General features: G+C 40.4%; 26 protein-coding genes. 12 read left to right on the forward strand and 14 right to left on the reverse strand.

Annotation, left to right across the window (positions count from 1 at the left end; translation table 11 throughout):
* Positions 1–161 precede the first annotated feature (161 nt).
* The 3 genes from ACQY1Y_RS10730 to ACQY1Y_RS10740 all read left to right on the forward strand — a co-directional run bounded on the left by ACQY1Y_RS10730 (position 162) and on the right by ACQY1Y_RS10740 (position 2,651).
* Positions 162–515 (forward strand): phenylpyruvate tautomerase MIF-related protein, encoded by a 354-nt coding sequence (locus ACQY1Y_RS10730; RefSeq protein ID WP_002734736.1) that lies wholly within the window; start codon positions 162–164, stop codon positions 513–515.
* Positions 516–882: 367 nt separating this feature from the next.
* Positions 883–1,995: a DUF262 domain-containing protein gene (locus tag ACQY1Y_RS10735; protein WP_430014544.1), complete on the forward strand. Its 1,113-nt coding sequence runs from the start codon at positions 883–885 to the stop codon at positions 1,993–1,995.
* The gene (locus tag ACQY1Y_RS10740; RefSeq protein WP_430014545.1) at positions 1,995–2,651 is read left to right on the forward strand and encodes an MAE_28990/MAE_18760 family HEPN-like nuclease; all 657 of its coding nucleotides are present in this window, start codon (positions 1,995–1,997) and stop codon (positions 2,649–2,651) included. The genes ACQY1Y_RS10735 and ACQY1Y_RS10740 overlap by 1 nt, the downstream gene beginning before the upstream one ends.
* 79 nt (positions 2,652–2,730) lie before the next feature.
* On the opposite strand, the gene ACQY1Y_RS10745 is transcribed toward ACQY1Y_RS10740, so the two are convergent.
* The 4 genes from ACQY1Y_RS10745 to rimO form a co-directional block, all read right to left on the reverse strand.
* Positions 2,731–3,432: a hypothetical protein gene (locus tag ACQY1Y_RS10745; RefSeq protein ID WP_430014546.1), complete on the reverse strand. Its 702-nt coding sequence runs from the start codon at positions 3,430–3,432 to the stop codon at positions 2,731–2,733.
* Between the two features lie 95 nt (positions 3,433–3,527).
* Positions 3,528–3,881, reverse strand: a complete 354-nt coding sequence (locus tag ACQY1Y_RS10750; protein ID WP_002776900.1) for a hypothetical protein — start codon at positions 3,879–3,881, stop codon at positions 3,528–3,530.
* A 223-nt stretch (positions 3,882–4,104) separates the two neighbouring features.
* A complete protein-coding gene (locus ACQY1Y_RS10755; RefSeq protein ID WP_002733094.1) occupies positions 4,105–5,544 on the reverse strand; it encodes a DEAD/DEAH box helicase in 1,440 nt (479 codons plus the stop codon).
* 41 nt (positions 5,545–5,585) lie between these two features.
* The gene (gene rimO, locus ACQY1Y_RS10760) at positions 5,586–6,899 is read right to left on the reverse strand and encodes a 30S ribosomal protein S12 methylthiotransferase RimO (protein WP_430014667.1); all 1,314 of its coding nucleotides are present in this window, start codon (positions 6,897–6,899) and stop codon (positions 5,586–5,588) included.
* 473 nt (positions 6,900–7,372) lie between these two features.
* On the opposite strand from rimO, the gene btpA reads away from it, so the two are divergent.
* From btpA to ACQY1Y_RS10785, 5 genes are all read left to right on the forward strand, one after another.
* The gene (btpA, locus tag ACQY1Y_RS10765) at positions 7,373–8,224 is read left to right on the forward strand and encodes a photosystem I biogenesis protein BtpA (RefSeq protein WP_004158629.1); all 852 of its coding nucleotides are present in this window, start codon (positions 7,373–7,375) and stop codon (positions 8,222–8,224) included.
* Positions 8,225–8,401: 177 nt separating this feature from the next.
* Complete coding sequence (locus ACQY1Y_RS10770; RefSeq protein WP_024970415.1) at positions 8,402–9,388, forward strand: vitamin K epoxide reductase family protein; 987 nt, start codon at positions 8,402–8,404, stop codon at positions 9,386–9,388.
* Positions 9,389–9,497: 109 nt separating this feature from the next.
* Positions 9,498–10,682, forward strand: a complete 1,185-nt coding sequence (locus ACQY1Y_RS10775) for a DNA methyltransferase (protein WP_430014547.1) — start codon at positions 9,498–9,500, stop codon at positions 10,680–10,682.
* Between the two features lie 16 nt (positions 10,683–10,698).
* Positions 10,699–11,610 (forward strand): Bpu10I family restriction endonuclease, encoded by a 912-nt coding sequence (locus tag ACQY1Y_RS10780; RefSeq protein WP_039899603.1) that lies wholly within the window; start codon positions 10,699–10,701, stop codon positions 11,608–11,610.
* 72 nt (positions 11,611–11,682) lie between these two features.
* Positions 11,683–12,921 carry a DNA cytosine methyltransferase gene (locus ACQY1Y_RS10785; RefSeq protein ID WP_316577716.1) on the forward strand — a complete coding sequence of 413 codons (1,239 nt, stop codon included), beginning with the start codon at positions 11,683–11,685 and terminating at the stop codon, positions 12,919–12,921.
* A 148-nt stretch (positions 12,922–13,069) separates the two neighbouring features.
* Here ACQY1Y_RS10785 and ACQY1Y_RS10790 read toward each other — a convergent pair whose 3' ends face one another.
* The 8 genes from ACQY1Y_RS10790 to ACQY1Y_RS10825 form a co-directional block, all read right to left on the reverse strand.
* Positions 13,070–13,528: a hypothetical protein gene (locus ACQY1Y_RS10790; protein WP_430014548.1), complete on the reverse strand. Its 459-nt coding sequence runs from the start codon at positions 13,526–13,528 to the stop codon at positions 13,070–13,072.
* A 43-nt stretch (positions 13,529–13,571) separates the two neighbouring features.
* The gene (locus tag ACQY1Y_RS10795) at positions 13,572–15,185 is read right to left on the reverse strand and encodes an ABC transporter substrate-binding protein (RefSeq protein WP_430014549.1); all 1,614 of its coding nucleotides are present in this window, start codon (positions 15,183–15,185) and stop codon (positions 13,572–13,574) included.
* Positions 15,186–15,386: 201 nt separating this feature from the next.
* Positions 15,387–16,307, reverse strand: a complete 921-nt coding sequence (locus tag ACQY1Y_RS10800; protein ID WP_002775056.1) for an FTR1 family iron permease — start codon at positions 16,305–16,307, stop codon at positions 15,387–15,389.
* Positions 16,308–16,341: 34 nt separating this feature from the next.
* Positions 16,342–16,776 (reverse strand): ferritin-like domain-containing protein, encoded by a 435-nt coding sequence (locus ACQY1Y_RS10805; protein WP_002731529.1) that lies wholly within the window; start codon positions 16,774–16,776, stop codon positions 16,342–16,344.
* 229 nt (positions 16,777–17,005) lie between these two features.
* Positions 17,006–17,866, reverse strand: a complete 861-nt coding sequence (locus ACQY1Y_RS10810) for a tetratricopeptide repeat protein (protein WP_430014550.1) — start codon at positions 17,864–17,866, stop codon at positions 17,006–17,008.
* A 209-nt stretch (positions 17,867–18,075) separates the two neighbouring features.
* Positions 18,076–19,761: a dihydroxy-acid dehydratase gene (gene ilvD / locus ACQY1Y_RS10815; protein ID WP_271936113.1), complete on the reverse strand. Its 1,686-nt coding sequence runs from the start codon at positions 19,759–19,761 to the stop codon at positions 18,076–18,078.
* 657 nt (positions 19,762–20,418) lie between these two features.
* Positions 20,419–20,724, reverse strand: a complete 306-nt coding sequence (gene nuoK / locus ACQY1Y_RS10820) for an NADH-quinone oxidoreductase subunit NuoK (protein WP_197533180.1) — start codon at positions 20,722–20,724, stop codon at positions 20,419–20,421.
* A gap of 70 nt (positions 20,725–20,794) precedes the next feature.
* Positions 20,795–22,150, reverse strand: coding sequence for an AAA family ATPase (locus ACQY1Y_RS10825; RefSeq protein WP_271936107.1), 1,356 nt, complete (start codon positions 22,148–22,150; stop codon positions 20,795–20,797).
* A 221-nt stretch (positions 22,151–22,371) separates the two neighbouring features.
* On the opposite strand from ACQY1Y_RS10825, the gene ACQY1Y_RS10830 reads away from it, so the two are divergent.
* The 4 genes from ACQY1Y_RS10830 to ACQY1Y_RS10845 all read left to right on the forward strand — a co-directional run bounded on the left by ACQY1Y_RS10830 (position 22,372) and on the right by ACQY1Y_RS10845 (position 24,602).
* The gene (locus ACQY1Y_RS10830; protein WP_002794027.1) at positions 22,372–22,731 is read left to right on the forward strand and encodes a hypothetical protein; all 360 of its coding nucleotides are present in this window, start codon (positions 22,372–22,374) and stop codon (positions 22,729–22,731) included.
* Positions 22,732–22,765: 34 nt separating this feature from the next.
* Positions 22,766–23,122, forward strand: a complete 357-nt coding sequence (locus tag ACQY1Y_RS10835) for a hypothetical protein (RefSeq protein WP_002794028.1) — start codon at positions 22,766–22,768, stop codon at positions 23,120–23,122.
* Positions 23,123–23,434: 312 nt separating this feature from the next.
* Positions 23,435–23,602: a hypothetical protein gene (locus ACQY1Y_RS10840; protein ID WP_002732982.1), complete on the forward strand. Its 168-nt coding sequence runs from the start codon at positions 23,435–23,437 to the stop codon at positions 23,600–23,602.
* A gap of 208 nt (positions 23,603–23,810) precedes the next feature.
* Positions 23,811–24,602, forward strand: a complete 792-nt coding sequence (locus tag ACQY1Y_RS10845) for a leucine-rich repeat domain-containing protein (protein ID WP_002731658.1) — start codon at positions 23,811–23,813, stop codon at positions 24,600–24,602.
* A gap of 346 nt (positions 24,603–24,948) precedes the next feature.
* Here the strand turns inward: ACQY1Y_RS10845 and nuoK (ACQY1Y_RS10850) are convergent, their stop codons facing one another.
* A complete protein-coding gene (gene nuoK, locus ACQY1Y_RS10850; RefSeq protein WP_197533180.1) occupies positions 24,949–25,254 on the reverse strand; it encodes an NADH-quinone oxidoreductase subunit NuoK in 306 nt (101 codons plus the stop codon).
* 25 nt (positions 25,255–25,279) lie between these two features.
* Positions 25,280–25,876 carry an NADH-quinone oxidoreductase subunit J gene (locus ACQY1Y_RS10855; protein WP_185239303.1) on the reverse strand — a complete coding sequence of 199 codons (597 nt, stop codon included), beginning with the start codon at positions 25,874–25,876 and terminating at the stop codon, positions 25,280–25,282.
* Positions 25,877–25,946: the final 70 nt, after the last annotated feature.

The raw sequence follows: 25,946 nt of genomic DNA on the forward strand, positions 1-25,946 counted from the left end.
AATCATCGATCGCTTTTCTGGATAAAAAAGGTACTTATAGCGGTTCTCACACCTGTCTGGCAAACTTAAACCTTTGCTGATTAAGCTTTTTAACATCGATAATGTACCTCTTGCGAACAGGAAACGCTATATTATAGAAAAATATTGCTGAGATTTTTCCTATGCCTCTAATTAAAATTCAAACTTCTGTCACCTCCCTCGATGATGAGACGGTTAATCAACTTTTGCAGAGTCTTTCGGCTAAATTAGCTAAACATCTGGGAAAACCCGAATCCTATGTGATGACAGCTTTAGAATCGGGGATAAAAATGACTTTTGCTGGCACTTTTGAGCCGGTGTGTTATGTGGAGATTAAAAGTGTTGGTTCTATTTCCGCCGCTCAAACTAAAAGCATGAGTAGTGATTTTTGTCAAGAAATTGAGGCTTATTTAGGAATACCGAAAAATCGCATTTATCTAGAATTTGCCGAGGCGAAAGGTGATCTTTGGGGATGGAATGGCACTACTTTTGGCTAATTTATGCCAAAATTATCGGAGATAGGGCTTATTTTAACTCTCTGGTTAAGATTTTCGCCTGTTCAATCCAAGCTAACATCACCGCAATATCGGGACATAAATCGCGTCTTTGCAGATTAGCCACCTGAAAATTGATGTTTGTGCCAATTGCGGGGATGAGCCTTTTTCTGTCAACTCTTGAGGTTGACGCGTTTCATTTTTGAATTGGCGGATGGTATAAAAGTAGAATAGAGAGATTATACTAAGTATAGAAAAATTACAGCTTTGTTTCTAAAGATGAAGTGTAACCTAATTTGGTATCGAATCCTGACGACCGGCTCCCCAAAACGAAAACTTTGTACTTCACCATTAAGATAACTGCTATAAGATGAATTTATTAGAAGAAGTTAAGGCAAAAACTAAAGAATTTCGTACCGATAACTATCCTATGTCAATCGGAGAGATTATTAGTCTTTATAATGACAAAGAAATGACAATTAATCCAGATTTTCAAAGATATTTTCGTTGGACAATAGCCCAAAAAAGCCGATTCATAGAATCGATACTATTAGGAATTCCTATTCCCTCTATTTTTGTCTATCAGAGAGAAGAAGATAGTGTTTGGGAATTGGTGGATGGATTACAAAGGATTTCAACAATTTTGGAATTTGTTGGCGATTTAAGAGATGAGGACGATGAAACTAAGAAAAAACCGAAACTGGTGCTTCAAGGTACTAACTTATTACCTAGCTTAAACGGAGTTATGTGGGAAGGTGCAGAGGAAGGAGAGTATAATTTGCCCCCATCTCTAAAAATAGACTTCAAAAGAGCGAAAATACAGGTTCAGATTATCCAAAAAGAATCGGATAAAAATGCTAAGTTTGAAGTTTTTGATCGTTTAAATACCGGTGGCTCTTTTTTATCTTATCAAGAGGTGCGTAATTGTCTTTTGATTATGCTAGATAAAAGCCTATATAAGTGGTTAGAAGACTTGGCAGAAAATGAGAACTTTAAAAATTGTATTTCCCTATCCGAGCGATTAAGACAAGAACGCTACGACTTGGAACTAATTCTTAAATATTTTGCCCTGTCTTCTCCCACATTTGATCCAAAATCATTGAACAAAAAAGAGGTTAATGAATATTTGACTGACTATCTGATAGAATTATGCAATTCCAGGACTTTTGATCGTGTGTTAGAGCAAGAAAAATTCGCTAAAATGTTTTTATTGCTTGATCAAGCGACGAATGAAGATACTTTTACCAAATATGATGGAACAAGATTTAAGGGTAAATTTCTCGATTCTGCTTATGAAGCGATCACCACAGGATTACGAGAAAATATTGATGATTACTCTACTCAAGATATTGAACTGCTAAGAACAAAAATTCAGGAAATGTGGTCAGAATCTGACTTTATTTATAACATCGGTACGGGATCGAGAGCTAGAACTAGAATGCTCAAAATGATTGAATTTGGCAAAAAATATTTTAAAAAGTAATGAGTAAAGATAATAGAACTATCGAAATTCTCCAGAAAAACTTAGATGAAGATATGGCATGGCGAATCAGAGAAATTAGTATTTTAAAAACTAAAATTCCTCCACAAAAAGGAACTGAGCAAGATGTATTAATTAGAGTCGGAATAACCACTCTCTATGCCCATTGGGAAGGTTTTATTAAATATGCAGCAGAATGTTATTTGCAGTTTGTTTCCTTAAGAAAATTAAATTATCATGAACTGGATTACTGTTTCGTTGCCCTTAGTTCTAGAAAATCTATAAATGAGTTAATAAAAACCAATAAATTTAAGTTACAAAAAGAGATGATCAAAAATTTACTTGATAACCTAGAAAATAGAGCTTATATACCCTACGAAAATATTATTAACACCAAATCTAATCTCAATTTTGAAGTTTTCACTGATATCTGTACTATTCTAGGAATTGATGATAGTGATTATCAACTGAAGCAGAAAGCTATTGATGAACAACTTCTCACCCAAAGAAATAAAATTGCTCATGGCAAGTATTTAACTATCGATTATGAAGAATACATCAATACTTATAATTTAGTAATTAAATTAATCAGAGATTTTAAAGATGATCTATTAAATGCCGCCGTGACAGAACAGTATAAAAAAGTCAAAAGTATATAGGGTTAATACTAAATCCGTTGAGTATGCGCTACATATCAGAACAGGCACTCATGCAAGAGACAAAAGGGGAAATAAATAATCAGTTTTTAATAACCGGATTTAGTATGACTCCATCACTATCAAGAACTGTTCCAATAGTGGCAAGAGACGAAGTGACTAATCGGAGTAACTTGTCTTTTGTCTCTGCCAAATTCTTATCTTCTGTATTGCGCTGTAAACTTTGAGTATTATAAATTTTTTTAATTAATTCTTCACCAGCAGAAAAAACATTACTATCTGAATATTTGGTTGTCCTGGCTTCTTCAAAAAATATATTAATTCCCTCTGACCATTCAGCTTTTAACTCTGAGTCATCTACTTGCTCTAATAGATTATTACTAAGAGATTGAAGTTCTTGAAGCTGCGTTTTGACATGAGGTGCTTTCGCATAAATTCTTCCCCAAGTGGCCAAAAAATCAAAAGTTTGTTCGGCAATTAAAGGGGTTCCGTCCGCAAGACTAACTTTAAAAAAAGCGTCGAGGGCAGGGGCAAGAAGCGCAAAAATTGGTAATTCCCAATTATTGACAGAAGCGGTAAGAACAAGTAGGCTGATTCTAGATGAACTATCAGGGGGAATACTATTGCGAGATAAAATTGACGCAATAAATAACCAAACAACCTCATTGTTAATCTCGCTGTCATTCTGTAGAAGCTTACGTCCCAATACCCCTAAGCCGATTTCTGAAGCTTTGATCGATCCCAGTGCCAACAGATCTGCAAACTCTCTAACATGACTATCCACCCTTCTCAGATTGCCGAAAGCTCTATCAATTTCTTCTCTAGCGTTATCACTATCGCCAGAGTCTAAAAATTGTTGTACTCTTCTAAGCATCGTTGTCATTCTGTTTGGGGCGAAGGGATAAAGGTAAGACCACTGCGAATTTCAATATCTACACGGGCGTTTTTAGTTTTACGTTTAGAATCCTGAAATGAGTGCGGTTGTGCCTCTGGAGTGACACCACCTTGCTCACTAGCATTTGTAACAAAGCGTTCAGCTTTTCTAAAAGCTTGTTTCCGTTCCTCTCGTTGACATTCGCTGCATTGCCCTTTAATATTAGCAAGAAATAATAATCCTTCTTTAGCAGTAACAGGATTTTTTCTTGCCCAAGGGCAACTGTATCCACCCTCTTGCTGGATATCGTCTCCTTGAGCTTGTACCCTCCCACGATAAGGTTCTGACGAACTCGACATATTAAATATTCAAATTTATTCATTTAAGACAATTATATGGTAATTATCAGTAAAAATGTCAAACAAAGCCCAAATACTTGATTAGAATCAATTATCAAAAGTTTAGCTATAAAATTATGTAGAATGCTTTCGACGACGTACTGGGAAATTACCTGACAAAAAAAAGTTGATAGAACCAAAACGGTCTATCAACTCTTAAAGTTATCTATTCAAGAACTAAAAATTAACGTTCTTGAAAGACGATTTTTTTGTCCAGGGAAGGACGGTTATTCGACTTGGAGGGGTACTTACTACCACCACTGCGGGGAGTTTTATTAATCACCGGTTTACTGCTCGTCGCTGCGGGAACTTCCCAATCGGTTTTCATCCACTGGGGACAATTTTGATCGTAGATCATTTGCAGGGCAGCAGCCGCGATCGCTTGGGGATCGTATTCTTCACTTAAATCCCGCACTAAAGGCAAGAAAGAAGCCATCCGTTCCCCCGATAAAGCCTCTTTTAGCTGATTTTGCAGCTTGGCCAGGCGTTTTGCTTCCACTTCGGTGCGACTAGGAATGGGACTAGATTCCAGACGTTGACGCAAACGCTGTTCAATCTGACGTAATAAACGCCGATCGATCGGTTCTACTAAGGATATAGCAGTTCCTGTTTTACCAGCGCGGCCGGTGCGGCCAATGCGGTGAATATAGGTTTCGGCATTATCCGGCAGATCATAGTTAATAACGTGGCTGAGATTTTCCACATCTAGACCGCGGGCCGCGATATCCGTGGCTACCACTAATTTAATTTTGCCCTCGCGGAAACGTTGCACCAGTCGTTCCCGTTGCACTTGGCTTAAGTTACCGTGGTATTCATCCACCGTTTGCCCCGCTTCTTGCAGTTTGCTGGTTAATTCGGCCGCGGTTTGCTTGGTGCGGACGAAAATAATCGCCGATTCTAGGGGTTCGATCTCTAACAGGGGTTGCAGGACTTTTAATTTCGTCCAACCGCGAGGGATCAGATAAATTTTCTGCTCAATCTTAGCAGGAGCGGCCTGGGGTTGAGAAACCGTCACAGAAACGGGAGATTTCAAGAAATTAGCGATTAAATCGCGGATTTCCCGGGGCATAGTTGCCGAGAAACAGGCGGTTTGACGGGTGGAGGGGGATGCTTGCAGAATTTTCTTAACATCATCGATAAAACCCATACTGAGCATTTCGTCCGCTTCATCGAGGACTACCCAGTTTAAGGATTCGAGATGGAGTTTTTTGCGATCGAGCAGATCGATTACCCGGCCGGGAGTCCCGACCACAATCTGGACACCTTTTTCCAGACTGCGGATCTGACGTTCCATGGATTGACCACCACAGACTGTCAGGATAAAGAGACGACGATCATCAGAGAAATCTTTGATGGCGCTGGCCACCTGTTGGGCTAATTCCCGGGTGGGGGTGAGGATTAAAGCTTGAACGTTAGGATTTTTGGTGTCCATGCGTTCCAGTAAAGGCAGGGAATAGGCGGCGGTTTTGCCGGTTCCCGTTTGTGACATTCCTACCATGTCATGCCCTTCTAGAAGGAGAGGGATGGCTTTGGTTTGAATTTCCGTGGGGGTGGTGAATCCAAGCGTTTCTAGGTGTTGAATACGGCTATCGGATAAACCTAAATTGTTGAAACCAGTGGTCATAAGGGTTGTTTTGTGGGAATTAAATTAGAAAAATCGAAAAATTAGACTATTTCGCCGTAGAGATCGTAGGTATCGGCCGCGGTGATTCGGACTGGTACGATCGCACCTAGAATCGCCTCCCCTGTCACATAAACCAAGCCATCCACTTCCGGGGAAAAACGAGCGGAACGCCCGATTAATTCGCCTGTTTCTGGGTTTTCCTGTTCGATGAGAACATCGACAGTTTGACCGATATAAGCTTGATTTTTGCGCTCCGAGATCGGTTGCTGAGTTAACATCAACCTTTCGCGGCGTTCGTCCATAATTGCCTGTGGCACTGGATCGGGCAGGTCAAAAGCGGCTGTACCTTCTTCGGCGGAGAAGGTAAACACCCCGACGTGATCGAACTCATGACGCTTGACAAATTCCAGCAGATGGCTGAAATGTTCCTCGGTTTCTCCGGGGAAACCGACGATAAAAGTCGTTCGTAAAACCGCGTTCGGGATAGCTTGCTTGATCCGCTCGATAATGCCATCGTTGACTCGTCCTTGCCAGGGACGGTTCATCCCCCGCAGGATGTCGGGATGGGAATGCTGTAGCGGCAAGTCTAGATAGGGTAAAACATTCGGGCTCTCTCGGATCGCTTCGATAACCTTTGGCGTTAACCCGGTCGGGTAAGCGTAGTGAACGCGAATCCAAGGTATATCGACTTCTGCCAGCGCTCGCAAGAGTTCCGCTAATTTGGGTTCGCCATATAAGTCTAACCCATAATTGGTTGTTATTTGCGAAATGAGAATTAATTCTTGCACCCCTTGGCTGGCCAATTGTCGCGCTTCGGCCACAATGGACTCGATCGATCTCGATCGCTGATCGCCGCGCAGGTGGGGAATAATGCAGAAAGCACAGCGATAATCGCAGCCTTCGGCCACCCGCAGATAGGCGACTCCTTCGGTAGTGGTGCGATAACGGGGCAGATTTTCATCGGCGATAAAAGTGGGATCGGTGCTGACTTCTTTGACTCGTTCTCCCGTCTCTACCCGTTCGACGATCTCGACAATTTTCTGATAATCCCCCGTGCCGACAATGGCCACGGCTTCCGGCAATTCCGTCAGCAGTTCATCTTGGAAATGTTGGGCCATACAGCCGGAGATAATAATTTTTTTATTAGCTTCCGCCAGTTCCACGAGGGTGCGAACGGATTCTTCTCTAGCTGCTTGAATGAAACTACAGGTATTAACGATAACGTAATCGGCCAACTCCTCGTCATTATCTACGGGATAGCCGGCCTTGGCCAGCAGTCCTAACATATGCTCGGAGTCGATCCGGTTTTTCTCACAGCCTAGGTGTGAGATAGCGATGGTTGGCTTATTGCCCATGCGATCGAGTATCAACCAAATCTTAAACTTCTCTTTTAATGTTAAGACATTGTGAACTACTCTCAACGGATTTGAGAGCTTCCTGCTTCAATGGGATGCGCTTTCTACCTCGAAAGATAGCAAGTCTTACCTTCCCTCTACAGGCAGCAGTCCTAGTTCCTAAGACCCACACTTTTTCTTGCAACACGACCCGCCGAAGCTCGGTTATCGCTTAAGGAATAGTGGTCAAGACCCGTTTATGATAACATAGTTTTTTGGAATTGTCTATATACAAAGTCAGCATTGATGAGGGGAACTGTGGGGCGAATTACTTCGCCCCTTGAAAAGCCCCGTCCCATCGCACTAAGCGCATCGGGACGAATGCTGGCACTAAGTTAAAATAATTTCCCCCCCCGTGGAACCGTGGGTAGGCCTTCACCCTGTTAAAATGGGTGAGCGGCGCATGGTTGGGGACGCTAAGAGTAGTAGACGCTGTGAACTTAATTGCAACTTTCAAGACAAAAAACCCGATTATTGGCGTGGTTCATCTCGCCCCCCTGCCCACTTCCCCCCGTTGGGGTGGCAGTCTCAAGACGGTGATCGAGCGGGCTGAACAGGAGGCGACGGCTTTGGCTGCCGGTGGTGTTGATGGTTTGATTATCGAGAATTTTTTTGATGCCCCCTTTACTAAGCAACAGGTGGATCCCGCCGTGGTTAGTGCCATGACTTTAATTGTTGATCGCATTAAAAATCTGGTGGTACTACCGATTGGTCTTAATGTTCTCCGCAATGATGCCCATAGTGCCTTAGCGATCGCTACCTGTGTCAATGCCCAATTTATTCGGGTTAATGTGCTAACGGGGGTTATGGCCACCGATCAGGGCATTATTGAGGGTCAGGCCCACGAACTCCTGCGTTATCGGCGCGAATTGGGGTCTGAGGTCAAAATTTTAGCGGATGTTTTGGTTAAACACGCCCGCCCCTTGGGAACCCCTAATCTGACTACGGCGGTGCAAGATACGATCGAACGGGGACTGGCAGACGGGGTGATCCTCTCCGGTTGGGCTACCGGTAGCCCCCCCAGTTTTGAGGATTTGGAACTGGCAGTGGCGGCGGCCAAGGGAACACCGGTTTTTATCGGCAGCGGGGCTGATTTGGACAATATCGGGCGGTTGCTGCCGGCTGCCGATGGGGTGATCGTGGCTAGTTCCCTCAAGCGTCATGGCAAAATTACTGAACCGGTGGATCCGATCCGGGTGTCGCAATTTGTGGAAACGGCCCGGCAGATCAACGATCAAAAGGCAAAAATTAATAATTCTCTCCCTTCTTTGCCTCTGTCCACATAACCCCTTGCTAGAATGGCGGATAGTTTCAGGGGATAGCTATCCTAAGTTTTTAGGAATTGAAAACGTCCTAATTAACACAATATGGTTAGGGAATTTTTCCTTTCAACAAAGTACATTTAGATTTCTCTCCTGACTCCTGACTCCTGAATTCTGCTGTAATTTAATCTAAATAATATTATGCGTCGTCGTTCTGTACCTTGGATTCATCGCTACTCCCGGCCTCTAATTGGGAGCATTTCGATCGTGGGAGCGATTCTGACCGGCTATTTAACCATTACCAAACTGATGGGAGGGGCTGCAGCCTGTACCGCCGGGGCTAGTGATGGGGCTGGTTGTACTGGTGTGCTTAATAGTCCCTACGCTACGGTTTTCGGGCTGCCCTTGAGTTTGTTCGGTTTTTTGGCCTATATTGCCATGGCAGTTTTTGCCCTCAGTCCTCTATTTATTAATGGGGAAACTCAGAAAAATCTCCGCAAAAGTTTAGAAAATAATACTTGGTTATTGCTGTTAGCGGGGGCGACGGCGATGGCGGTATTTAGTGGTTATTTAATGTATATTCTAGCCACGGACTTAAAGGAATTGTGTCCCTACTGCATTACTTCGGCTTTGTTCGCTTTAACCTTATTAATTCTCACAATTATCGGTCGCGAATGGGAAGGTTTAGGACAAATTATACTGCCGATGGTTGTAGTGGCAATGATTACTTTGGTGGGAACTTTAGCGGTTTATACGGGAGTAAATTCCCCCACCGTGACAGGAGGAAAAGAAGAAATTACCCGGCCAATGACAGCGGCTACCCCCCCCTACGGTTGGGAAGTAACCACGGTTTCGGGAGAGGCAGAAATTGCCCTGGCTCAACATTTAAAAGCAATTGGTGCGAAAGAATACGGGGCTTTTTGGTGTCCCCACTGTTACGATCAAAAACAGTTATTTGGTAAGGAAGCGGGAGAAATCCTCAAAAAAGAAGGGGTTTATATCGAATGCGATCCCCAAGGGGTTAATGGTAATCCCCAAGCTTGTCGCGATGCCGGAATTAAAGGTTTCCCCACTTGGATTATTAAGGGTCAAGAATATTCGGGAACCCAAAGATTAGAGAAATTAGCGGAGATTTCTGGTTATACCGGCCCGATGAATTTTAAATATACAGTTCCGGGACGCAATTAGGAAAATATTGAGGGGTTGAACCTAGTTCAGCCCCGACATTTTATAGTGTTTGTTCTCTAGATAAAGTAGAACTTTAATTTTGTTCTTAGCAATAGAGGGAGATTGAAAGTTGCCAGATTTTGATCAACCTATACCCCAAGAAAAACTTGACATTATTGAGAAAACTAGAGCCAATTTATTTGCTTGGCGAGGTCAGTTTTCACCCCAACTGATAGAGACTATTTTAAGTTTCTATTGCCCATCTAATTCGGTCATTCTCGATCCTTTTGTGGGTAGCGGAACTGTTTTGCTAGAGGCAAGTTATTTATCCCTAGAAGCTTATGGATTTGAGATTAATCCCGCTGCTTATATCATGAGTCGTACCTATGAATTTATCAATGATTCTCAAAAAAAAGAAGTTCTTAAAAACCTGAGAAATATCCTCGATCAAGAATTTCCTTTGAGAATTTTTGAAGTCAGTGACCAAGTAGAAAATTTAGTAGATAAATTGCAAAATACTAGGAATATGCTACCGGATCGGTCAAAGGTTTTATTTGATGCTTTGGTAATCATTCTTGATGTGTGTAACAATAAAATTACTCAGGAATTTATTCAGAAAAAATTTTTACATCTTAGTAATATAATTACTAAGCTACCTTACTCTCAAAAGCCGATCATGGTTGGATTATCTGATGCTCGTTCTCTACCACTAAAAAATAATCAGATAGATTTTGTTGTGACTTCTCCACCCTATATAAATGTTTTTAATTACCATCAAAATTATCGTCAATCTGCTGAAATCTTAGGATGGGATTTACTCAAGATAGCCAAGTCAGAAATTGGCTCTAATAGAGCAAATAGGAGTAATCGTTTCTACACTGTAGTACAATACTGTTTAGATATGGGTGACATTTTAAAGGAACTGGCAAGAGTCAGCAAGCAGCAAGCAAGAATTGTTTTAATTGTAGGACAAGAATCTAACGTTCTTGGCGTACCTTTTTATAATGCTGATATTATTGAAAAAATAGGTGTCAAAACCAAGCTATTCCAGAAAGTATTAAGACAAAAAAGAAAATTTAATAATAAATTTGGTAAAGTTATTATAGAGGATATAATTAATTTTATCAACTTAAATAATCAAGTTAGCCAAGAGGTAATAGAACAAATTTCTAGAGAGGTAGCATTTGAGGTATTGGAAAGCAATAGGCTGTTTGTATCTTCAGAAAACCAGCTATGTTTAGAATCAGCAATTGCCAAAGTCAATAATATTCAAAAAACACCAATTTTAGATAAGAGATTATATATTGACCTTTGAACATCAACAAAAATACATGAACGAATTTTCCCGTCCTCACTACACGAAACTAACTGCCTGTCTTAACAATCCTCGGTTGCCAGAAGCTGATCGGGAACGTTTAGAAGAAGCTATTATAAAATATCGCCAGTGGATTATCGAGTTAGAATCGATTAATTCTAGTCAAGCAGATGCAGTAGAAAAGCTAGTGTCAGCTACTAACCGATATAAGCGTTTTATTGAACTTGACTTGATTTTTGATAGTTCAGATAACTTTTTGTATAGACAGAAGGGACAGTTAAAATTAGATAATACTATATTAGAAGAATTTTTACCGCAGCTGATTTTCCGTAGTTTACAAGGAATAGATAACTCTTTTGAATTGGGTCCACGAAATACCTTCTCTGGACTAAGTTTCCTATCCTCTCTCGGCAATATTGGTCAAGGTGGTCAAGCAAATATTAGAAGCAAAAATCAGGATTTTATGCTGGGTAAAAAGTTATATATAAAGTCATCTTTTGACCCAGAATTTCAAAATTATGAATTGATTGAGTCCCATCTTGGCTATGTTTGTGCAGAGTGCAAAACTAATTTAGATAAAACTATGTTTCAGGAAGCTGTAGCCACAAGTAGAGATTTAAAAATTGCCGTTCCTAACTCTTTATATTTTTTGATTTGCGAATTTCTTGATATGACACCAGTTTCAATAATTTCTACTCAAATTGATGATGTGTTAATTATACGAAAAACTAAGCGTATGACCGCTAATCTTCGACAAGAGTATCGCTCCTCAAAAGCAAGACAGCTGCACAGACAAGAATATGTAGATTTTTTGGATGCTTCTCAATATTATCCCGATGTGTTTCAAAGGATGATCGATAAAATACAAACTCATATTGATAATACAAATCCATCACTGGAAAATGTTTTATATCAAGGATATTTCTAAAAATTTTCTCGACATCAAGTTTAGCTAATGTGATTTATAATCAAGATGTAGATAGGTTGCTAATTATTGGTTATGACTCAGGTAAATCTACAAAAAGCCGCTAATATTCTCGGTGTAACTACCGCAGAAATACTAACATGGCAAAAGAAAAAATTAATCAAAGGTCAGAAAATCAATCAAGTTGATTGGTTATTTAATCTCGAGCAATTAACCAATCTTAAAAATAACCAATCCCCCGGAGAATTAAGAATTTTACAAACTGTTGAGCCAACTAATTACACGGTTATCGAATTATTTGCTGGCTGTGGTGGTATGGCTTTAGGTTTAGAAAATGCGGGACTAAAAACGCAATTACTGGTGGAAATTAATCAAGATTGTGTTAATACTTTAAGACTCAATCGACCGCAATGGAATGTTATAAATCAAGACATAAAAAAGATTAAATTTTCTGATTTTAGAGACAAAATAGATGTTGTAGCTGGAGGTTTTCCCTGCCAACCTTTTAGTTATGCTGGGTTAGGAAAAGGATTAGAAGACTTGAGAGGGAGCTTATTTTTTGAGTTTGCTCGTTGTTTACAGGAAGTGCAACCTAAAATCGCTATGGCCGAAAATGTTCGAGGATTATTAAGCAATAAAAAAGGAGAAACTCTGCAATTAATGCTGGAAGCTTTACAGGAAATCGGTTATTATGCTGCTTATCAAGTTTTATCGGCTCAATTTCTTGATGTTCCCCAAAAAAGAGAAAGATTAATTATTATTGCCACCCGTCAAGACCTAAATATTAAACCCATTTTTCCCCAATATAAAAATTATACTATTTCTCTGAAAAAAGCCTTAGAGAATTGTCCAACTTCTCTAGGAGTAGAATATAAAGAAAGAAAAAAAGAGATTATGTCCTTAGTTCCCCCAGGAGGAAATTGGCGTAATTTGCCGATGGATATTCAAAAAGAATATATGAAAAATAGTCTCAAAAATCACGGCGGACGGACAGGATATGCTAAAAGATTATCTTGGGATGAACCAGCTTTAACTATTACCTGTAGTCCGGCACAAACCCAAACAGAAAGATGCCATCCCCAAGAAACTCGTCCTTTGACCGTGAGAGAATATGCACGAGTACAGTCCTTTCCCGATGATTGGCAATTTACCGGTAATTTAACCTCTCAATATCGACAGATTGGTAACGCTGTTCCCGTGAATATGGCCTATCATCTTGGTGGCTGTTTAATTAATATGTTGCAAGGGGATTATCTGGGGGAAACACAGCCAAAAACTGAACAGTTAAGCATTCCGGGGTTAGAAGTTAATTAATTTTGACTAAAAGTAAATAGTTTTTACCTAATCAGCAACAGCTGCAGAAAAATTAAGTAGCTAGATACAATTAATTACACATATCTAACTACTTCTTCCATGAGTGCATGAGTTCCTATCCTCAGCCAGAAATTGATTTTGTCGGATTTTACTGTGCGGGGGGAATAACTTCTAATGGAATACTTTCAGTTTCTCCATCTTTAGATGGATTGACATCCGGACTTTTTTCTGCATCTGGAGTTTTTTCCACCGCTTTGGTTTCTGGGGTGGGGGGATTTTCGGGGGGTACTTCTGGACTGGGGTTATTTTCCGGGATGGGAGTGAATTCTACTGGGGTTTCGCTTTCAGGAGACGGGGAAACTTCGGGGGAAGCTTCGCTATTGCGGGTAGTTTCCGTGGGAGTTTTTTCTATCCGGGGAGATTCTGGGGTAGTTGCGGGGGGAGATTCCCGGGTAGTTGTGGGGGTGTCTTCGCTGGTTTTTTCTTCTTCCTGGGGACAAGCTGCCGATTCTAAACCGAGATGACATCGGACTTCCTCCCGTCCCAAAGATACGGCAATTCCCGACACCGACATTAATAAAGCTAGGATGGGTAAGATATTATTCATAAAATTAGACTTGATTCTACTCCTCGACATCACATTATCTATTTTAGATAGGATCGAACTGATATTGAGAACCCTTTGGCCCCTCATTGCCGCGATTAGCGCGTACTAGGGGAACTTGGTTAAAAATATTAAAATCCGTGGTGTTTCCCTGCAAGGTGATTCCTCGATTTAAAGTTTCGACTACAGTAGCACGGTCAGAACTTTTAGCGATCGCTTCTCCTAATACTTTCATGGTATCGTAGGCGGTAGCAGTACGCCAACTGACGCGACCGCGCCAACTTTTCAGCGCATCTTTGGCAAAAGGATCCGTTGCTTGGAAACTCCAAGGTACTGCTAGAACTAATCCGTCGATGCTATCCGCTCCTTGAATGAGTATATCGGGTGTATAAAGTTCATTTCCGCCTAATAAGAGCATTCCAGACGATTCTTGGGCAATAGCCACGGCTTGATCGATGCGATCGCCATCTTTACTGAGGGCCAAAAATACCACCTTAGCGCCGGCTTGTTTTGCCTGATCTATGGCGGTTTTAGCGTTAAAATTGGCTTTGGTGGTGTCTATTTCCTTAACTATCTTGCCTCCCGGTTGCTTTATTGCTTTAGCAAAGGAATCCCTTAATTTTTGACTATAGGGACTATCGGAATTATAAAAAAGAACCACTGACGGAGAATTCTCTTGCTGACTAGCATAATTAGCCAAAGTTTTGGCCACTGCTTCCAGATAACTACCGAAAACTTCCTGAGATTTATCGTCAAGGGGAATAGTTTTCAGGGTTGATTTTCCCGTTTGACTAACACGGGTAGTCAGGGGAGAAAGAATCGCTAATCCTTCTTTTTCGTAACTTTCAATCGCTTTTTGACTAAAAGGATCGATTCCGTGGCCCATAACTGCCAAAACTTGACCGGATTGAATCAGATCATCGGCTATCGCTTTTGATTGTAACCCACCGCCATCATTAGCGATGACTATTTCCAAAGGATTACCCGGATTAGAATTATTAAACTCCTCTTGATACCTGGCCACACCTCGGAGAATTTCCTTGGCGCTGTTGGGGTCGTTAGCGATGGGGACAACAACGGCTATAGTCTTTTGATTACCTTTTTGTCTGGCTTTGGCGTTATTGTAATAGATTTTGCCTTCTGGATCGTTTGCTTGGGGAGTGGCTGCTAGTTGATAAGCTGCGATCGCATTTGCCCAATCTTCCTTTTTAAAGGCCGCTGCGCCTTTTTCTTTGTTAGGAGTGGAATTAAGCAGTATTTTCTCACCTTGGCTAAATAAATCGGGATTTTTAGCCGTATTACTCACAAAAGTTGCCTTGGGTTGCTTGTCTGGGGTTTCTTCTTGGACGACTGGGGAAGTATCGGGTTTGGGAATGAGCATTTGCAATAGACTCCAACCCCCTAAACCTGCGGTTAAAGCGGTAATTATCAAAGCGAAGGGAAGTAACCAGTTAGATTTTTGACCGACTCTAGTTGTACCCCCTGGGGAGACCACAACCGTGGTTTTAACCGTCGTTGTGACGGGATCCATCGCTTCCCTAGGCAGGCCACAGATAGGACAATCAGGAGTAGTATTTTCGCAGGGTTCATGACCCCCCGCAGTCGCTTGCGGATAAGTTTTACCATCTTTAGGGATACCGTCACATTGCCAAGTAGTCATAATCAGTTATCAGTTATCAGTTATCAGTGGGTAAGTTATCAGTTATCAGTTATCAGTTATCAGTGGGTAAGTTATCAGATTTGAGTTTTAAGTGAGCAGTATGTGTTAAGTGAGCAGTATTAAATAGCAGTTTCTTGCCATCTTTTCACTGTTTACTGATTACTGTTTACTGTTTACTGGTCACTGTTTACTGTTTACTGATCACTGTTTACTGGTCACTGTTTGAGGACGTTGTCGTAAGCTTTGGAAATAGAGGCCACCGATAAGCAGTAAAAAGAGGATATAGGCAACAATTTGACTGATATAGAGGTTTTGACGATAACCAAACAGGGATTTGAGGAGGAGTCCGGGGAAAGTGCGATCGCTCAAAATTTGGGAACCGTCCCAAACTTGAAAACCGAGAAGACAGGAGGAGGGGAGAGAAGGACAGAAATTGCGATAAAAAGGGTCAATTTCACTTAAAAGACTGATTCCTGCGTCGATATGTTTCAAAACACCGATGAGTAATCCCGCAACGATTAAGAGGAGGAAAGTCCCCATAATTTGGAAAAAGAGACGGATATTAATTTTTACTCCCCCCGCAAATAGGAGAGTTCCCAACAAGGTTGCGACGCTTAACCCCGCTATCGCACCGAAGGTTTGTATCTGCCAATCTTTTTGGAATTGGGCCAGGATAAAGAGGACAGTTTCAAATCCCTCCCGCAAGACAGCGATAAAAACGAGCAGAAAAATCGCTTTTCCTGCCCCATTTTCCGCTTTTAAACCCGCTTTTACCGCACTTTCTACCTCAGATTTCAAAGATTTGGCCTGTTGAGTCATCCAAATTAACATCCAACTCAACATCAAAACGGCAATCAGTCCAAAAGTGGCGGCCAATAATTCCTTGATCATTGGTACGAATGGACTAGGAGAGGCATCCACTTGCAAAAGGATTCCCCCTAGCAAAACACCGACCAAAACACTAGCCACTACTCCCGCACCAATACCACGATACACCCATGAGTTAAGTTGCGATCGACCCGATTTTTGTAAACAAGCGAGGACAATTCCCACCACTAAAGCGGCCTCGAAACCTTCCCGGAGAGTGATAATAAAAGTGGGTAAAGCGGAACTGAGATTCATAAGCTAGTCGATAAACTCTAGCTTTGATCCTAGCTTAAGCAAAATCCCGCAGCATCTTGCGAATTTCCAGATTGTGTAATTCTTCTTGTCCAATCATACCGCGAGCGAATTCTTCTAGGTAAATACTGGCATCTTCGACGGTTTCTAGGAGTGCTTTGTACAAATCAAGGGATTTTTTCTCATGATTGAGGCTCTCACTCAAGATTGCTTTGATATTATGTTCATAGCTTTCCTCGATGGGGGCAATTTTTAAGCTAGGATGACCTTCTAAACCGGTGAGAATTTCCCCAACTTGTTGCGCGTGGGTGAGGGACTCCGTGGCCTGAGTCTGGAAAAATTGGACGATGGGGATGCGATGGGGACCTGTCACCATCAGGGAATAGTGGGTGTAACGGACAACTCCCGCTAGTTCAAATTCCATGATTTCGTTTAGTTGTTCGATGGTTTTGTCTCTGTCTAGTTCTCGCATAGGATTCTCAATAATTTTTCTCTAATTGCAATTGTAGCTAATCCAAACTGGCTGAATAAATCTAAAAACCTTGTTGGCTAATATTTTTAGGCTTTTTTGCCATCAAAAAAGTGCTAGATATTGGAGCAATCGGGGGGAAGTTTTCGGCACTTTTTCCCTGAAAATGCCGAAAATTCCACACACCCCACGACAAACCCTTTCAGCAAACCCTAGGTGCTGCAAAAAGACTTTAGCTGGGGGAATAGCAACTCAAGAGGTCATTAAAGGTTTCATTTTGCCTTAAACCATCGAAAACAAAGTTATTACGCACTAATTCGCCACATATATCCGGTTCTATGTCTAGAGCTTCGCGTAAACAGTCGATCGCTTTTTCTTGTTGACCGAGGGCAGCATAACAGCAGGCGGCATTATACCACGCATAGCGATCATCTCGATCGATTTTTAACGATTCTTCATAACAGGCGATCGCTTCTAGTAAACGCTGTAATGCTTGTAAGATCACACCCTGTTGATACCAGGACCAGTAATCTTGCGGTCGGATATCGAGGGCGGTACGATAATTAAATAAAGCCTCTTGGGGATTGCCCCAATCCCGGAAAGCGTCGCCGCGACGATACCAGGCCCAATAATCCCGGGGTCGCGCCCCCAAGGCCAGATCATAGAAAGTGATAGCGCGTTCGTAATTTTTCAGCAATCGATAGGCCTCCCCTTGCCGGTAGGCTGCCCAATAGTCCCCCGGACTATGACTTAGGGCCCGTTGAAAACAAGCGGTCGCTTTTTCGTAGTCCTTTAATTCCTGTAGATAAACACAACCTTGATCATACCAAGCCCAATAGTTATCGGCCTTTACCTGTGCGGCGTTAGCGTAACTTTCAGCCGCTTCTTCATACATTCCCAAGTCTTCTAGTATCATACCCTTTTTGTACCATGCCCAATAATCATCTGGATAATATTCTAAGGCTTTTTCGTAGCTGATTAAGGCTCCCAAATAGTCCATTCTTTCTCTTAAAATATTGCCTTGGTCATACCAGTCCCGATAGGTATCTGGACGGCATTCGAGCGCTCGATAGACAGTGAGTAGATAGGTCATAGTTATTAATCTATAGTAATTAGGTTCGTCAGTCTTATCAGTTATCAGTTATCAGTTATCAGTGGGAGTGTTGGGTGAGCAGTGGGTGCTTTTTCCCTGAAAATTAGGTAGTTGACCACCTGAAAATCGATAAAACCCCACACCCTACACCCCACACCCCACACCCTGCCCCCAGGAAAAGCTTTTTGCCGCAAACCCTAGTTATACTTTTAGAACAGATTCAGATCTGTTAAAGCGCCGAGACTGCTAGAGGAGACTAACTTGGCGAATTTGCCGAGAATTCCCGTTTTATAGCGTGGGGGACGCGGTTGCCAATGGTGACGACGACGGGTTAATTCTTCCTCCGATACATTTAACTGCAAGAGACGCTGACGAGCATCAATAGTGATTTGATCCCCCTCCTCGACTAGGGCAATTGTACCACCCACCGCCGCTTCTGGAGCGACGTGACCAACTACCATGCCATAGGTTCCCCCGGAAAAACGACCATCGGTAATTAATCCCACGGAATCCCCTAAACCAGCGCCGATAATTGCCGAAGTGGGGGCTAACATTTCCCGCATACCCGGTCCGCCTACTGGTCCCTCGTAACGGACAACCACCACATCCCCGGCTTGAATTTTTCCGGCTAAAATTGCCTCTAAACAGGTTTCTTCCGACTCAAACACCCGCGCGGGCCCAGTGATGACTGGAGTTTTCACGCCGCTAATTTTGGCCACGGCCCCCTCTGTGGCCAGATTTCCTTTTAAAATGGCTAAATGACCCTCTTTATAGACAGGATTGCTAAAAGGACGGATAACGTCTTGGCCTGGGGGCGGTTGGTCGGGAATATCGGCTAAAATCTCGGCGATAGTCTGACCGCTAATGGTGAGAGCATCCCCGTGTAGTAAACCATTAACCAGGAGAATTTTCATCACTTGGGGAATACCGCCGGCTTTATGCAGATCTACGGTAACGTAACGCCCGGAGGGTTTAAGATCGCAGATAACCGGTACACGCTGGCGGATGGTTTCAAAATCATCGATCGATAATTCTACCCCGATGGTGCGGGAAATGGCTAAAAGGTGCAGGACAGCGTTAGTGGAACCTCCCACCGCCATAATTACCGAAATGGCGTTTTCAAAGGCTTTACGGGTCAAAATTTGGCTAGGGAGAATCTGTTTTCTAACCGCCTCGACCAAAACCTTGGCCGATTCTTCGGTACTATCGGCTTTTTCCTCATCTTCGGCGGCCATGGTCGAGGAGTAGGGTAAACTCATCCCCATGGCTTCAAAAATGGAAGACATGGTATTAGCAGTAAACATTCCACCACAGGAACCGGCGCCGGGGCAAGCGTTGCGTTCGATCCCGATGAGGTCTTCTTCACTGATTTTACCGGCGCTGTACTGTCCCACGGCTTCAAAGGAACTGACTACGGTTAAATCGCAATCTTTGTAGCGCCCCGGTTTAATCGTGCCACCATAGACGAAAATAGCGGGAATATTCATCCGGGCCATGGCAATCATTGCCCCCGGCATATTTTTGTCACAACCCCCGATAGCGAGGACTCCATCGAGACTTTGACCATTACAGACGGTTTCAATGGAATCGGCGATTACCTCCCTAGAAACGAGAGAATATTTCATCCCTTCTGTTCCCATGGAAATCCCGTCACTAATGGTGATAGTCCCGAAAAGTTGCGGCATTCCCCCCGCTAATCTGGTGGCTGCTTCGGCACGCATTGCTAAATCATTAATTCCCATGTTACAGGGGGTAATGGTGCTAAATCCGTTAGCGATGCCGATGATGGGTTTGCTAAAGTCCTCATCCCCAAAACCTACCGCTCTTAACATGGCCCGATTGGGACTGCGTTGGGTACCTTGGGTAACAATGCGACTTCTGTAGTTATCTGCCATAACTTTATCTTTCTCCAATGGCGGCTGACAGGTGCGATCGCTACTCAAGTTCTCTAATCGCACCTTTATTTCTATTTTCTGACTTTTGGCCGCTCTGAGCAGGTTTTAGGACAGCCCATCTCTAAAGAAAATATAAAACTGCGGGATGATTCAGGGGACAGGAGGTAGCAGCGGGAGTGTATCATCGATTTTAAAAAAGCTGGAAATCCTGTTTAAAAGGTATAGAAAATGGCGTTGCTAAATCAAGATATGAATACTAATTGTACATCCTATCCACAAGTTAGCTTAGTCCTAGGTTTGGAACACTACCTAAAGGACAATTGATACCAAATCCGACTTATAAAACCCAGTTATGAATTAGGTATCTTGAAGCCAACTATGATAGGATAGGATGGCTTTTTAATTTTTCTCCTTATTTGTTGGTATTCAAATAGAAGTGATCAAAAGATTTACAACTTAGTAAATTTACGAAGAGGAAATACACACTATAACATCTCTTCTTATCATAATTTAATCCTGTTAATCGGATGTAGTTTTAATCCTTTAAATCTTTACAAATTCTTGAAATTTCAAACATTTAACCCCGTACAAACAGGGAAAATTGTCCAAAAAAAACTCTCCCCAAAAAAGGGAGAGGGGGGGTAAATATTTAAAAGCTTACCATTTGAGCAGATTAAACTGTTCCATATCGATGGTGTCGCGGTTACGATAGATAGTCAGGATAATCGCTAAACCCACGGCTGCTTCGGCTGCCGCTACGGTAATCACGAAAATAGTAAAAATTTGGCCTCGGATATTAGCGGGGTCAAGATAGTTGGAAAAACCCATTAAGTTAATGTTAACAGAATTGAGCATCAATTCGATCGACATTAAAACCCGGACAGCATTGCGACTGGTGACTAAACCATAAATTCCGATACAAAATAAAGCCGCCGCTAATAACAAATAATACTCTAACTGAATCTGCATGATACCTCTAACACCGTACAGTGCAAAGTTCATGAGGTAAAAAATTATGATAACCGCCGCTTATTTAGATACCTGTATCTTTGATATATTTTTTAAACACAGGAGATAAATTAAATAAGATTTCTGATTCTTCAATTTTAGTTAACAAATATCTTTTTTGTAAAGATTGTAACCCTTTAATCAAGTCATCCGCTGATAAATCTAAACTTAATTTTAATTCATTTCTTGAACAATCTTTTTTTAGGTTGATTAAGGATTGAATAATTTGTTTTTCAATGGGCGATAATCTCTTAATTATTGTAGTCAAACTTTCCTTTATTTTTGCTGTAATAACAATATTTTCCTCTTGTAAAAACTCACCGACACAACCATGATAAACATCTTGAATTAAAACAGCAATATCTTTTAAATAAAATAAATTTCTTTCGTATAACTGAACTACTTTTAACCAGCTTTCTTCATCTTCAGAACCTAAATTATTGAGGATTGCCCGATTATTTAAACCTTGTAATTCAAGTAAATCTAATTTTTCATCTGAATAATACATTTCTGAACATCGCTCTTGACTAATTAAAATTAAACTACTTTGATGTTCAATTTCGTTAGTAATTATTGAAAAGAATTCCTGATACTTTTTATGTTTAGTTTGATATTGCCCTGCTAATTCACCCTCGCTAAATAATTCCTGTACATTGTCAAAAATAATTAAACACTTTTTCCGTTGCAATAACTTTAAAAACAGAGTCAATTTATCGTGATCATTTAAGATAAAATCCGTATTAATTTTAGTGAAAATATCAGTAATAATTGTGTCTAAACAATTGAATATTTTTAGATTTTGCCAAATAATTACTTCAAATTTTTCTAAATTTAATTCTACAAAATGTCTAACTAAGGTAGTTTTTCCAATTCCACTCAATCCTGATACAGAAATTAAGGGCTTTTTCTCAATTAATATTCTCTGTGTTAAGATTTCTAATTCTGAAATGCGATCGCAGAAATTACGATTTATCTTTGGAGCTAAACTTAAATCATGATATGATGTTTCTGATGGAGATTTTTCTTTATTTTCAATTGGTTTAGTGGTGTCAGGTTGAGGAGACTTTACACAATAATTAACATTTTTATTTAACGCAAAAAGTTGAGAATTAACTGCTTTTTCGATAGTCCAACGAAAATTAGACTTATTAAGCTCTTTTTCTTCTAATCCTAATTGCTTAGATAAAACCTTAAATATTTTATTTCTACTCACATCGCCAATATGTTTCTCATCATAACCATAACTATCCGCAATTTCTTTATAGGTTTTGCCGTTTAATAACTCTTCAATAATGTGTCGCTGAATATCGCTAAGACTTTGCCCATCTTCCTCTATCAATAAATCTTCGATAAAACGCAACAAGTGTAAACTATCCTTCATGGCGTGAAAGTGAATAAATTGTTACCTATATTATAGTTCAGTCATTGTAAAACAAGATCAAGTCATTTCTGGCATCGTCTTAACATTTCTTTACAAAACATCAGGTGAAATCTGGTGGTGGTTGAAAAAAAACTTTGCGATGATGGTGAAAAATTAGCTAAGACAACTGGCTAAGAATTTTTCATTAACTCAAAAAATGAACTTAGGAGTAACACCCAATAATGACTTTTACAATGAATAAATTCAACCTAATCTTAGGCTTAAGTATGATTTTTTCCAGCACTTCACTTTTAGCAGATGTGAACATTTCTAACGCACAAACATCTATGAGAAATCACTGCAATAATGTTTATTATGAGTATCTCAATAGTAAAAATTCTCCAAGTGGAGGGATAGTTACATCAGCAGTATCATTTCAAACTTATATGAATGCTGTTTTCAATTGTGCTGAACGTTATTTAGAATTGGTGAAACGAAATCCTCGATATTGTAGCGAAGCCGTAAGTTATGCAAATATGATTTATCCCGAAGTAGCTTCGGTGGTATCATCTCAAATCCTTTTTAAATGTCAAAACCAATAGCAATATATATTGAACCTAAAAGGAATATTAAGTTATGAATTTTGGAATGAAAAAAGTAAGTCTGATTTTTGCTTTAACTGCAATATTTGGTAGTTTACAAGTTATCGTTACTATGGACAATTCTGATGCACAAACGGCACAGGAAATACTTAACGAAGTTAATGGACTTTATGACGAAGCAAATGATTTAATTAACTATACATTACAGGAAGAACAAAAACATATCTCATCTCTTTCTTGCCAACAGTTGTTATCAGAGCTTACTGATTATAAAAAAGCAGGTGATTATTGGGCAAGTCAGGTTAATATTCCTCATTACGCCTCTCGTGCTGAAGGCTATTATGCTTCGGCTGAAAGAAGAAGAACGGCATATCTAAAAAATTGCCTATAGTATGGACATAATCTTGTCCGTAACTAAACAAACATACAAATTGACCCAAGGAAAAATGAAAAAGTTTTTATTAACAACGTCCGTAATTTTATCGGGAATATTTCCTATATTTAATTCTAACACTCCTGTGTTAGCACAACCAGTAGATCCGGTATATATTGGTCCGACCACTGGTGGTGACTCAAAGTGTAACTATTACTTAGTGCGTGATAAATATGGAAACATTTGGGAATGTAGAACTTGCCCTTGGGGTGGACCTTATTGTTTCAAAAAAGAGTAATTTTTAAAATTAACAGAATTTTGTTAGCAATTATGATTAAAAATGTCATCATTTTGATTCTATTAGCTTTGGGAGGTGTGTTTTACCACCTCAATAGTGTAAATCAAAGAGCTTTGGAATGTGTTGCTTATGTACATGAAGGGGTTGATCTTACTGGAAGAGGAAAAAATAACTGTACCAATCCCGAACTTATTCCTTAATTTTCAGGGCGATCGCCTTTTTGTTTGTAGCAATGGCTTTAGTTTCATGTTATTCAACCCTACCTACATTTAAAAGCGATCGCCTTTTTGTTTGTAATCATGACTTCAATAACCCCTAAAAGCGTTACTATGAAAGGGGTGATCTCTTTTTGAGTGACAATCTCGCAGAGAAAAATTTTAAAATTATAAAACGGCAATATTAAGTTTTATGGAATTTAAACAATCTGTGTCCTTCGTTTTATCTGGATTATTGACTATCGCCAGCATAGCAAACACAACTTCAGCTATAGCTCAGGGTTCCAATTTTTTTCCTTCTTTTTTTGAATTATGTAATCGTTTACAGTCTCTTCCACAAGATCAAAAATACACTATAGAAATACTGCTACGAGAAGCAAAAACTGAAAATTGTCAAACAGCCTCAAATTATTTAACAAATCTTCAGAAGTTGTCTTTAGTTAATAATCAAATAGTAGATCTAACGCCTTTAGCTAATTTAACTAATCTTATCGAGTTGCGTTTACGTCAGAATCAAATAGTAAATGTAAATGCGTTAGCTAATTTAACTAACCTTACCCACTTAAATTTACAAACCAATCAAATAATAGACATAACCTCATTAGCTAATTTAACTAATCTTGAGGTATTGCTTTTATCAGACAATAAAATAAAAGATATAACTCCCTTAGCTAATTTTACTAATCTTAGGACTTTGTCTTTAATGGATAATCAAATAGTAGATGTAAGTCCTTTAGCTAACTTAAATAATCTTGAGGTATTGTTTTTATCAGACAATAAAATAAAAGATTTAACTCCTATATATAAGTTAGGTCTTCATGTGGATTTGTTAGGTGGAATTATTATCAACATCAGCCCTGAAGGAGTACCTGCTATCGATGGTGGTTATTCCTGTGAGTGTGATCGTTCTTCCTGTGTGTGCGATCGCCTTCAGCCCACGACTCCAACCCAACCCATCCCAGAGCTTAAAAAAAACTCTTATTGAGAAATATCCTCAACAAAATAGGGCTAATCCACGACAACCCTACTCAAAAATTACTTTGGCAAAATTTTGCCCCTGATACCCTATCCACTCCCCTAAGACTGCTCTCTTAGGTTTGGTGGGCAAAATGTATTCTAAGATACAGTCCTGCTGGCGAGCGAGTGGAAGGAACCACAAAGACACAAAGGACACAAAGATTGAGCGATCATAATGTAAGTTAAACTTATCACACAGAACCTAGAAGAGCCAACTCTTGAAATTTCAAACATTTAACACCGTACAAACAGGGAAAATTGGCCAAAAAAAACTCTCCCCAAAAAAGGGAGAGGGGGGGTAAATATTTAAAAGCTTACCATTTGAGCAGATTAAACTGTTCCATATCGATCGTGTCGCGGTTACGATAGATAGTCAGGATAATCGCTAAACCCACGGCTGCCTCGGCTGCCGCTACGGTAATCACGAAAATAGTAAAAATTTGGCCTCGGATATTAGCGGGGTCAAGATAGTTGGAAAAACCCATTAAGTTAATGTTAACAGAATTGAGCATCAATTCGATCGACATTAAAACCCGGACAGCATTGCGACTGGTGACTAAACCATAAATTCCGATACAAAATAAAGCCGCCGCTAATAACAAATAATACTCTAACTGAATCTGCATGATACCTCTTTTTTTGGTCTTATTTAGGGGCGGTTAATTCTCTAGGTCGTTCGGGTAATGTTAAAGCTGTGGCCGTAGGTTCTTCAGCTTTTAGGGTGGGGATAAGGTCACGACGAGCTAAAATAATTGCTCCGACCATGGCCATTAATAATAGCACGGAAGCTAATTCAAAGGGTAGCAAGAAATCACTAAAGAAATGCTTACCGATTTCTACTAAAGTGTTAGTCACCACGGCGGGAGAAGTGCTAGAAATTGACCAAGGTGTGATTAAAACCATGGTCGATAACAGGACAAATAAACCCACACAAACTAAAGCAGTAGATGCCTGACGAATCCAACGTTTAGGAATAGCAGAAAAGTCCTCTTGCTTGTTAACAAGCATAATAGCAAAGAGAATTAAAACGTTAATTGCACCCACATAAATTAGAATTTGTGCCGCCGCTACAAAATCAGCATTTAGTAAGAGATATAAACCCGAAATGCTGATAAAAACACCGCCCAATAAAAAGGCGGAATAAACGATATTAGATAATAGTACCACGCCTAAAGCTGTCCCGATTACCAGGGCTGCTAAAATGCCAAAAGATACTATTTGAACGCCCTCGGCTAAATTCACAGTAGTTTCATCTCCTTTTATGTTTGAGAGTTATTAATTATTAGTTATCAGCTTCTGAAGGCTGACGGCT

Origin of the sequence: Microcystis ichthyoblabe FBCC-A1114 (assembly GCF_050500245.1) — a bacterium.
In the GTDB taxonomy this organism is placed as follows: domain Bacteria; phylum Cyanobacteriota; class Cyanobacteriia; order Cyanobacteriales; family Microcystaceae; genus Microcystis; species Microcystis ichthyoblabe_A.

What these genes read in the sequence shown, in the direction of transcription:
- ACQY1Y_RS10730 (WP_002734736.1), top strand. Translation starts at nt 162, where the DNA reads ATGCCTCTAATTAAAATTCAAACTTCTGTCACCTCCCTCGATGATGAG.
- ACQY1Y_RS10735 (WP_430014544.1), top strand. Translation starts at nt 883, where the DNA reads ATGAATTTATTAGAAGAAGTTAAGGCAAAAACTAAAGAATTTCGTACC.
- ACQY1Y_RS10740 (WP_430014545.1), top strand. Translation starts at nt 1,995, where the DNA reads ATGAGTAAAGATAATAGAACTATCGAAATTCTCCAGAAAAACTTAGAT.
- ACQY1Y_RS10750 (WP_002776900.1), bottom strand. Translation starts at nt 3,881, where the DNA reads ATGTCGAGTTCGTCAGAACCTTATCGTGGGAGGGTACAAGCTCAAGGA.
- ACQY1Y_RS10755 (WP_002733094.1), bottom strand. Translation starts at nt 5,544, where the DNA reads ATGACCACTGGTTTCAACAATTTAGGTTTATCCGATAGCCGTATTCAA.
- rimO (WP_430014667.1), bottom strand. Translation starts at nt 6,899, where the DNA reads ATGGGCAATAAGCCAACCATCGCTATCTCACACCTAGGCTGTGAGAAA.
- ACQY1Y_RS10770 (WP_024970415.1), top strand. Translation starts at nt 8,402, where the DNA reads ATGCGTCGTCGTTCTGTACCTTGGATTCATCGCTACTCCCGGCCTCTA.
- ACQY1Y_RS10780 (WP_039899603.1), top strand. Translation starts at nt 10,699, where the DNA reads ATGAACGAATTTTCCCGTCCTCACTACACGAAACTAACTGCCTGTCTT.
- ACQY1Y_RS10785 (WP_316577716.1), top strand. Translation starts at nt 11,683, where the DNA reads ATGACTCAGGTAAATCTACAAAAAGCCGCTAATATTCTCGGTGTAACT.
- ACQY1Y_RS10790 (WP_430014548.1), bottom strand. Translation starts at nt 13,528, where the DNA reads ATGAATAATATCTTACCCATCCTAGCTTTATTAATGTCGGTGTCGGGA.
- ACQY1Y_RS10795 (WP_430014549.1), bottom strand. Translation starts at nt 15,185, where the DNA reads ATGACTACTTGGCAATGTGACGGTATCCCTAAAGATGGTAAAACTTAT.
- ACQY1Y_RS10800 (WP_002775056.1), bottom strand. Translation starts at nt 16,307, where the DNA reads ATGAATCTCAGTTCCGCTTTACCCACTTTTATTATCACTCTCCGGGAA.
- ACQY1Y_RS10805 (WP_002731529.1), bottom strand. Translation starts at nt 16,776, where the DNA reads ATGCGAGAACTAGACAGAGACAAAACCATCGAACAACTAAACGAAATC.
- ACQY1Y_RS10810 (WP_430014550.1), bottom strand. Translation starts at nt 17,866, where the DNA reads ATGACCTATCTACTCACTGTCTATCGAGCGCTCGAATGCCGTCCAGAT.
- ilvD (WP_271936113.1), bottom strand. Translation starts at nt 19,761, where the DNA reads ATGGCAGATAACTACAGAAGTCGCATTGTTACCCAAGGTACCCAACGC.
- ACQY1Y_RS10825 (WP_271936107.1), bottom strand. Translation starts at nt 22,150, where the DNA reads ATGAAGGATAGTTTACACTTGTTGCGTTTTATCGAAGATTTATTGATA.
- ACQY1Y_RS10830 (WP_002794027.1), top strand. Translation starts at nt 22,372, where the DNA reads ATGACTTTTACAATGAATAAATTCAACCTAATCTTAGGCTTAAGTATG.
- ACQY1Y_RS10835 (WP_002794028.1), top strand. Translation starts at nt 22,766, where the DNA reads ATGAATTTTGGAATGAAAAAAGTAAGTCTGATTTTTGCTTTAACTGCA.
- ACQY1Y_RS10840 (WP_002732982.1), top strand. Translation starts at nt 23,435, where the DNA reads ATGATTAAAAATGTCATCATTTTGATTCTATTAGCTTTGGGAGGTGTG.
- ACQY1Y_RS10845 (WP_002731658.1), top strand. Translation starts at nt 23,811, where the DNA reads ATGGAATTTAAACAATCTGTGTCCTTCGTTTTATCTGGATTATTGACT.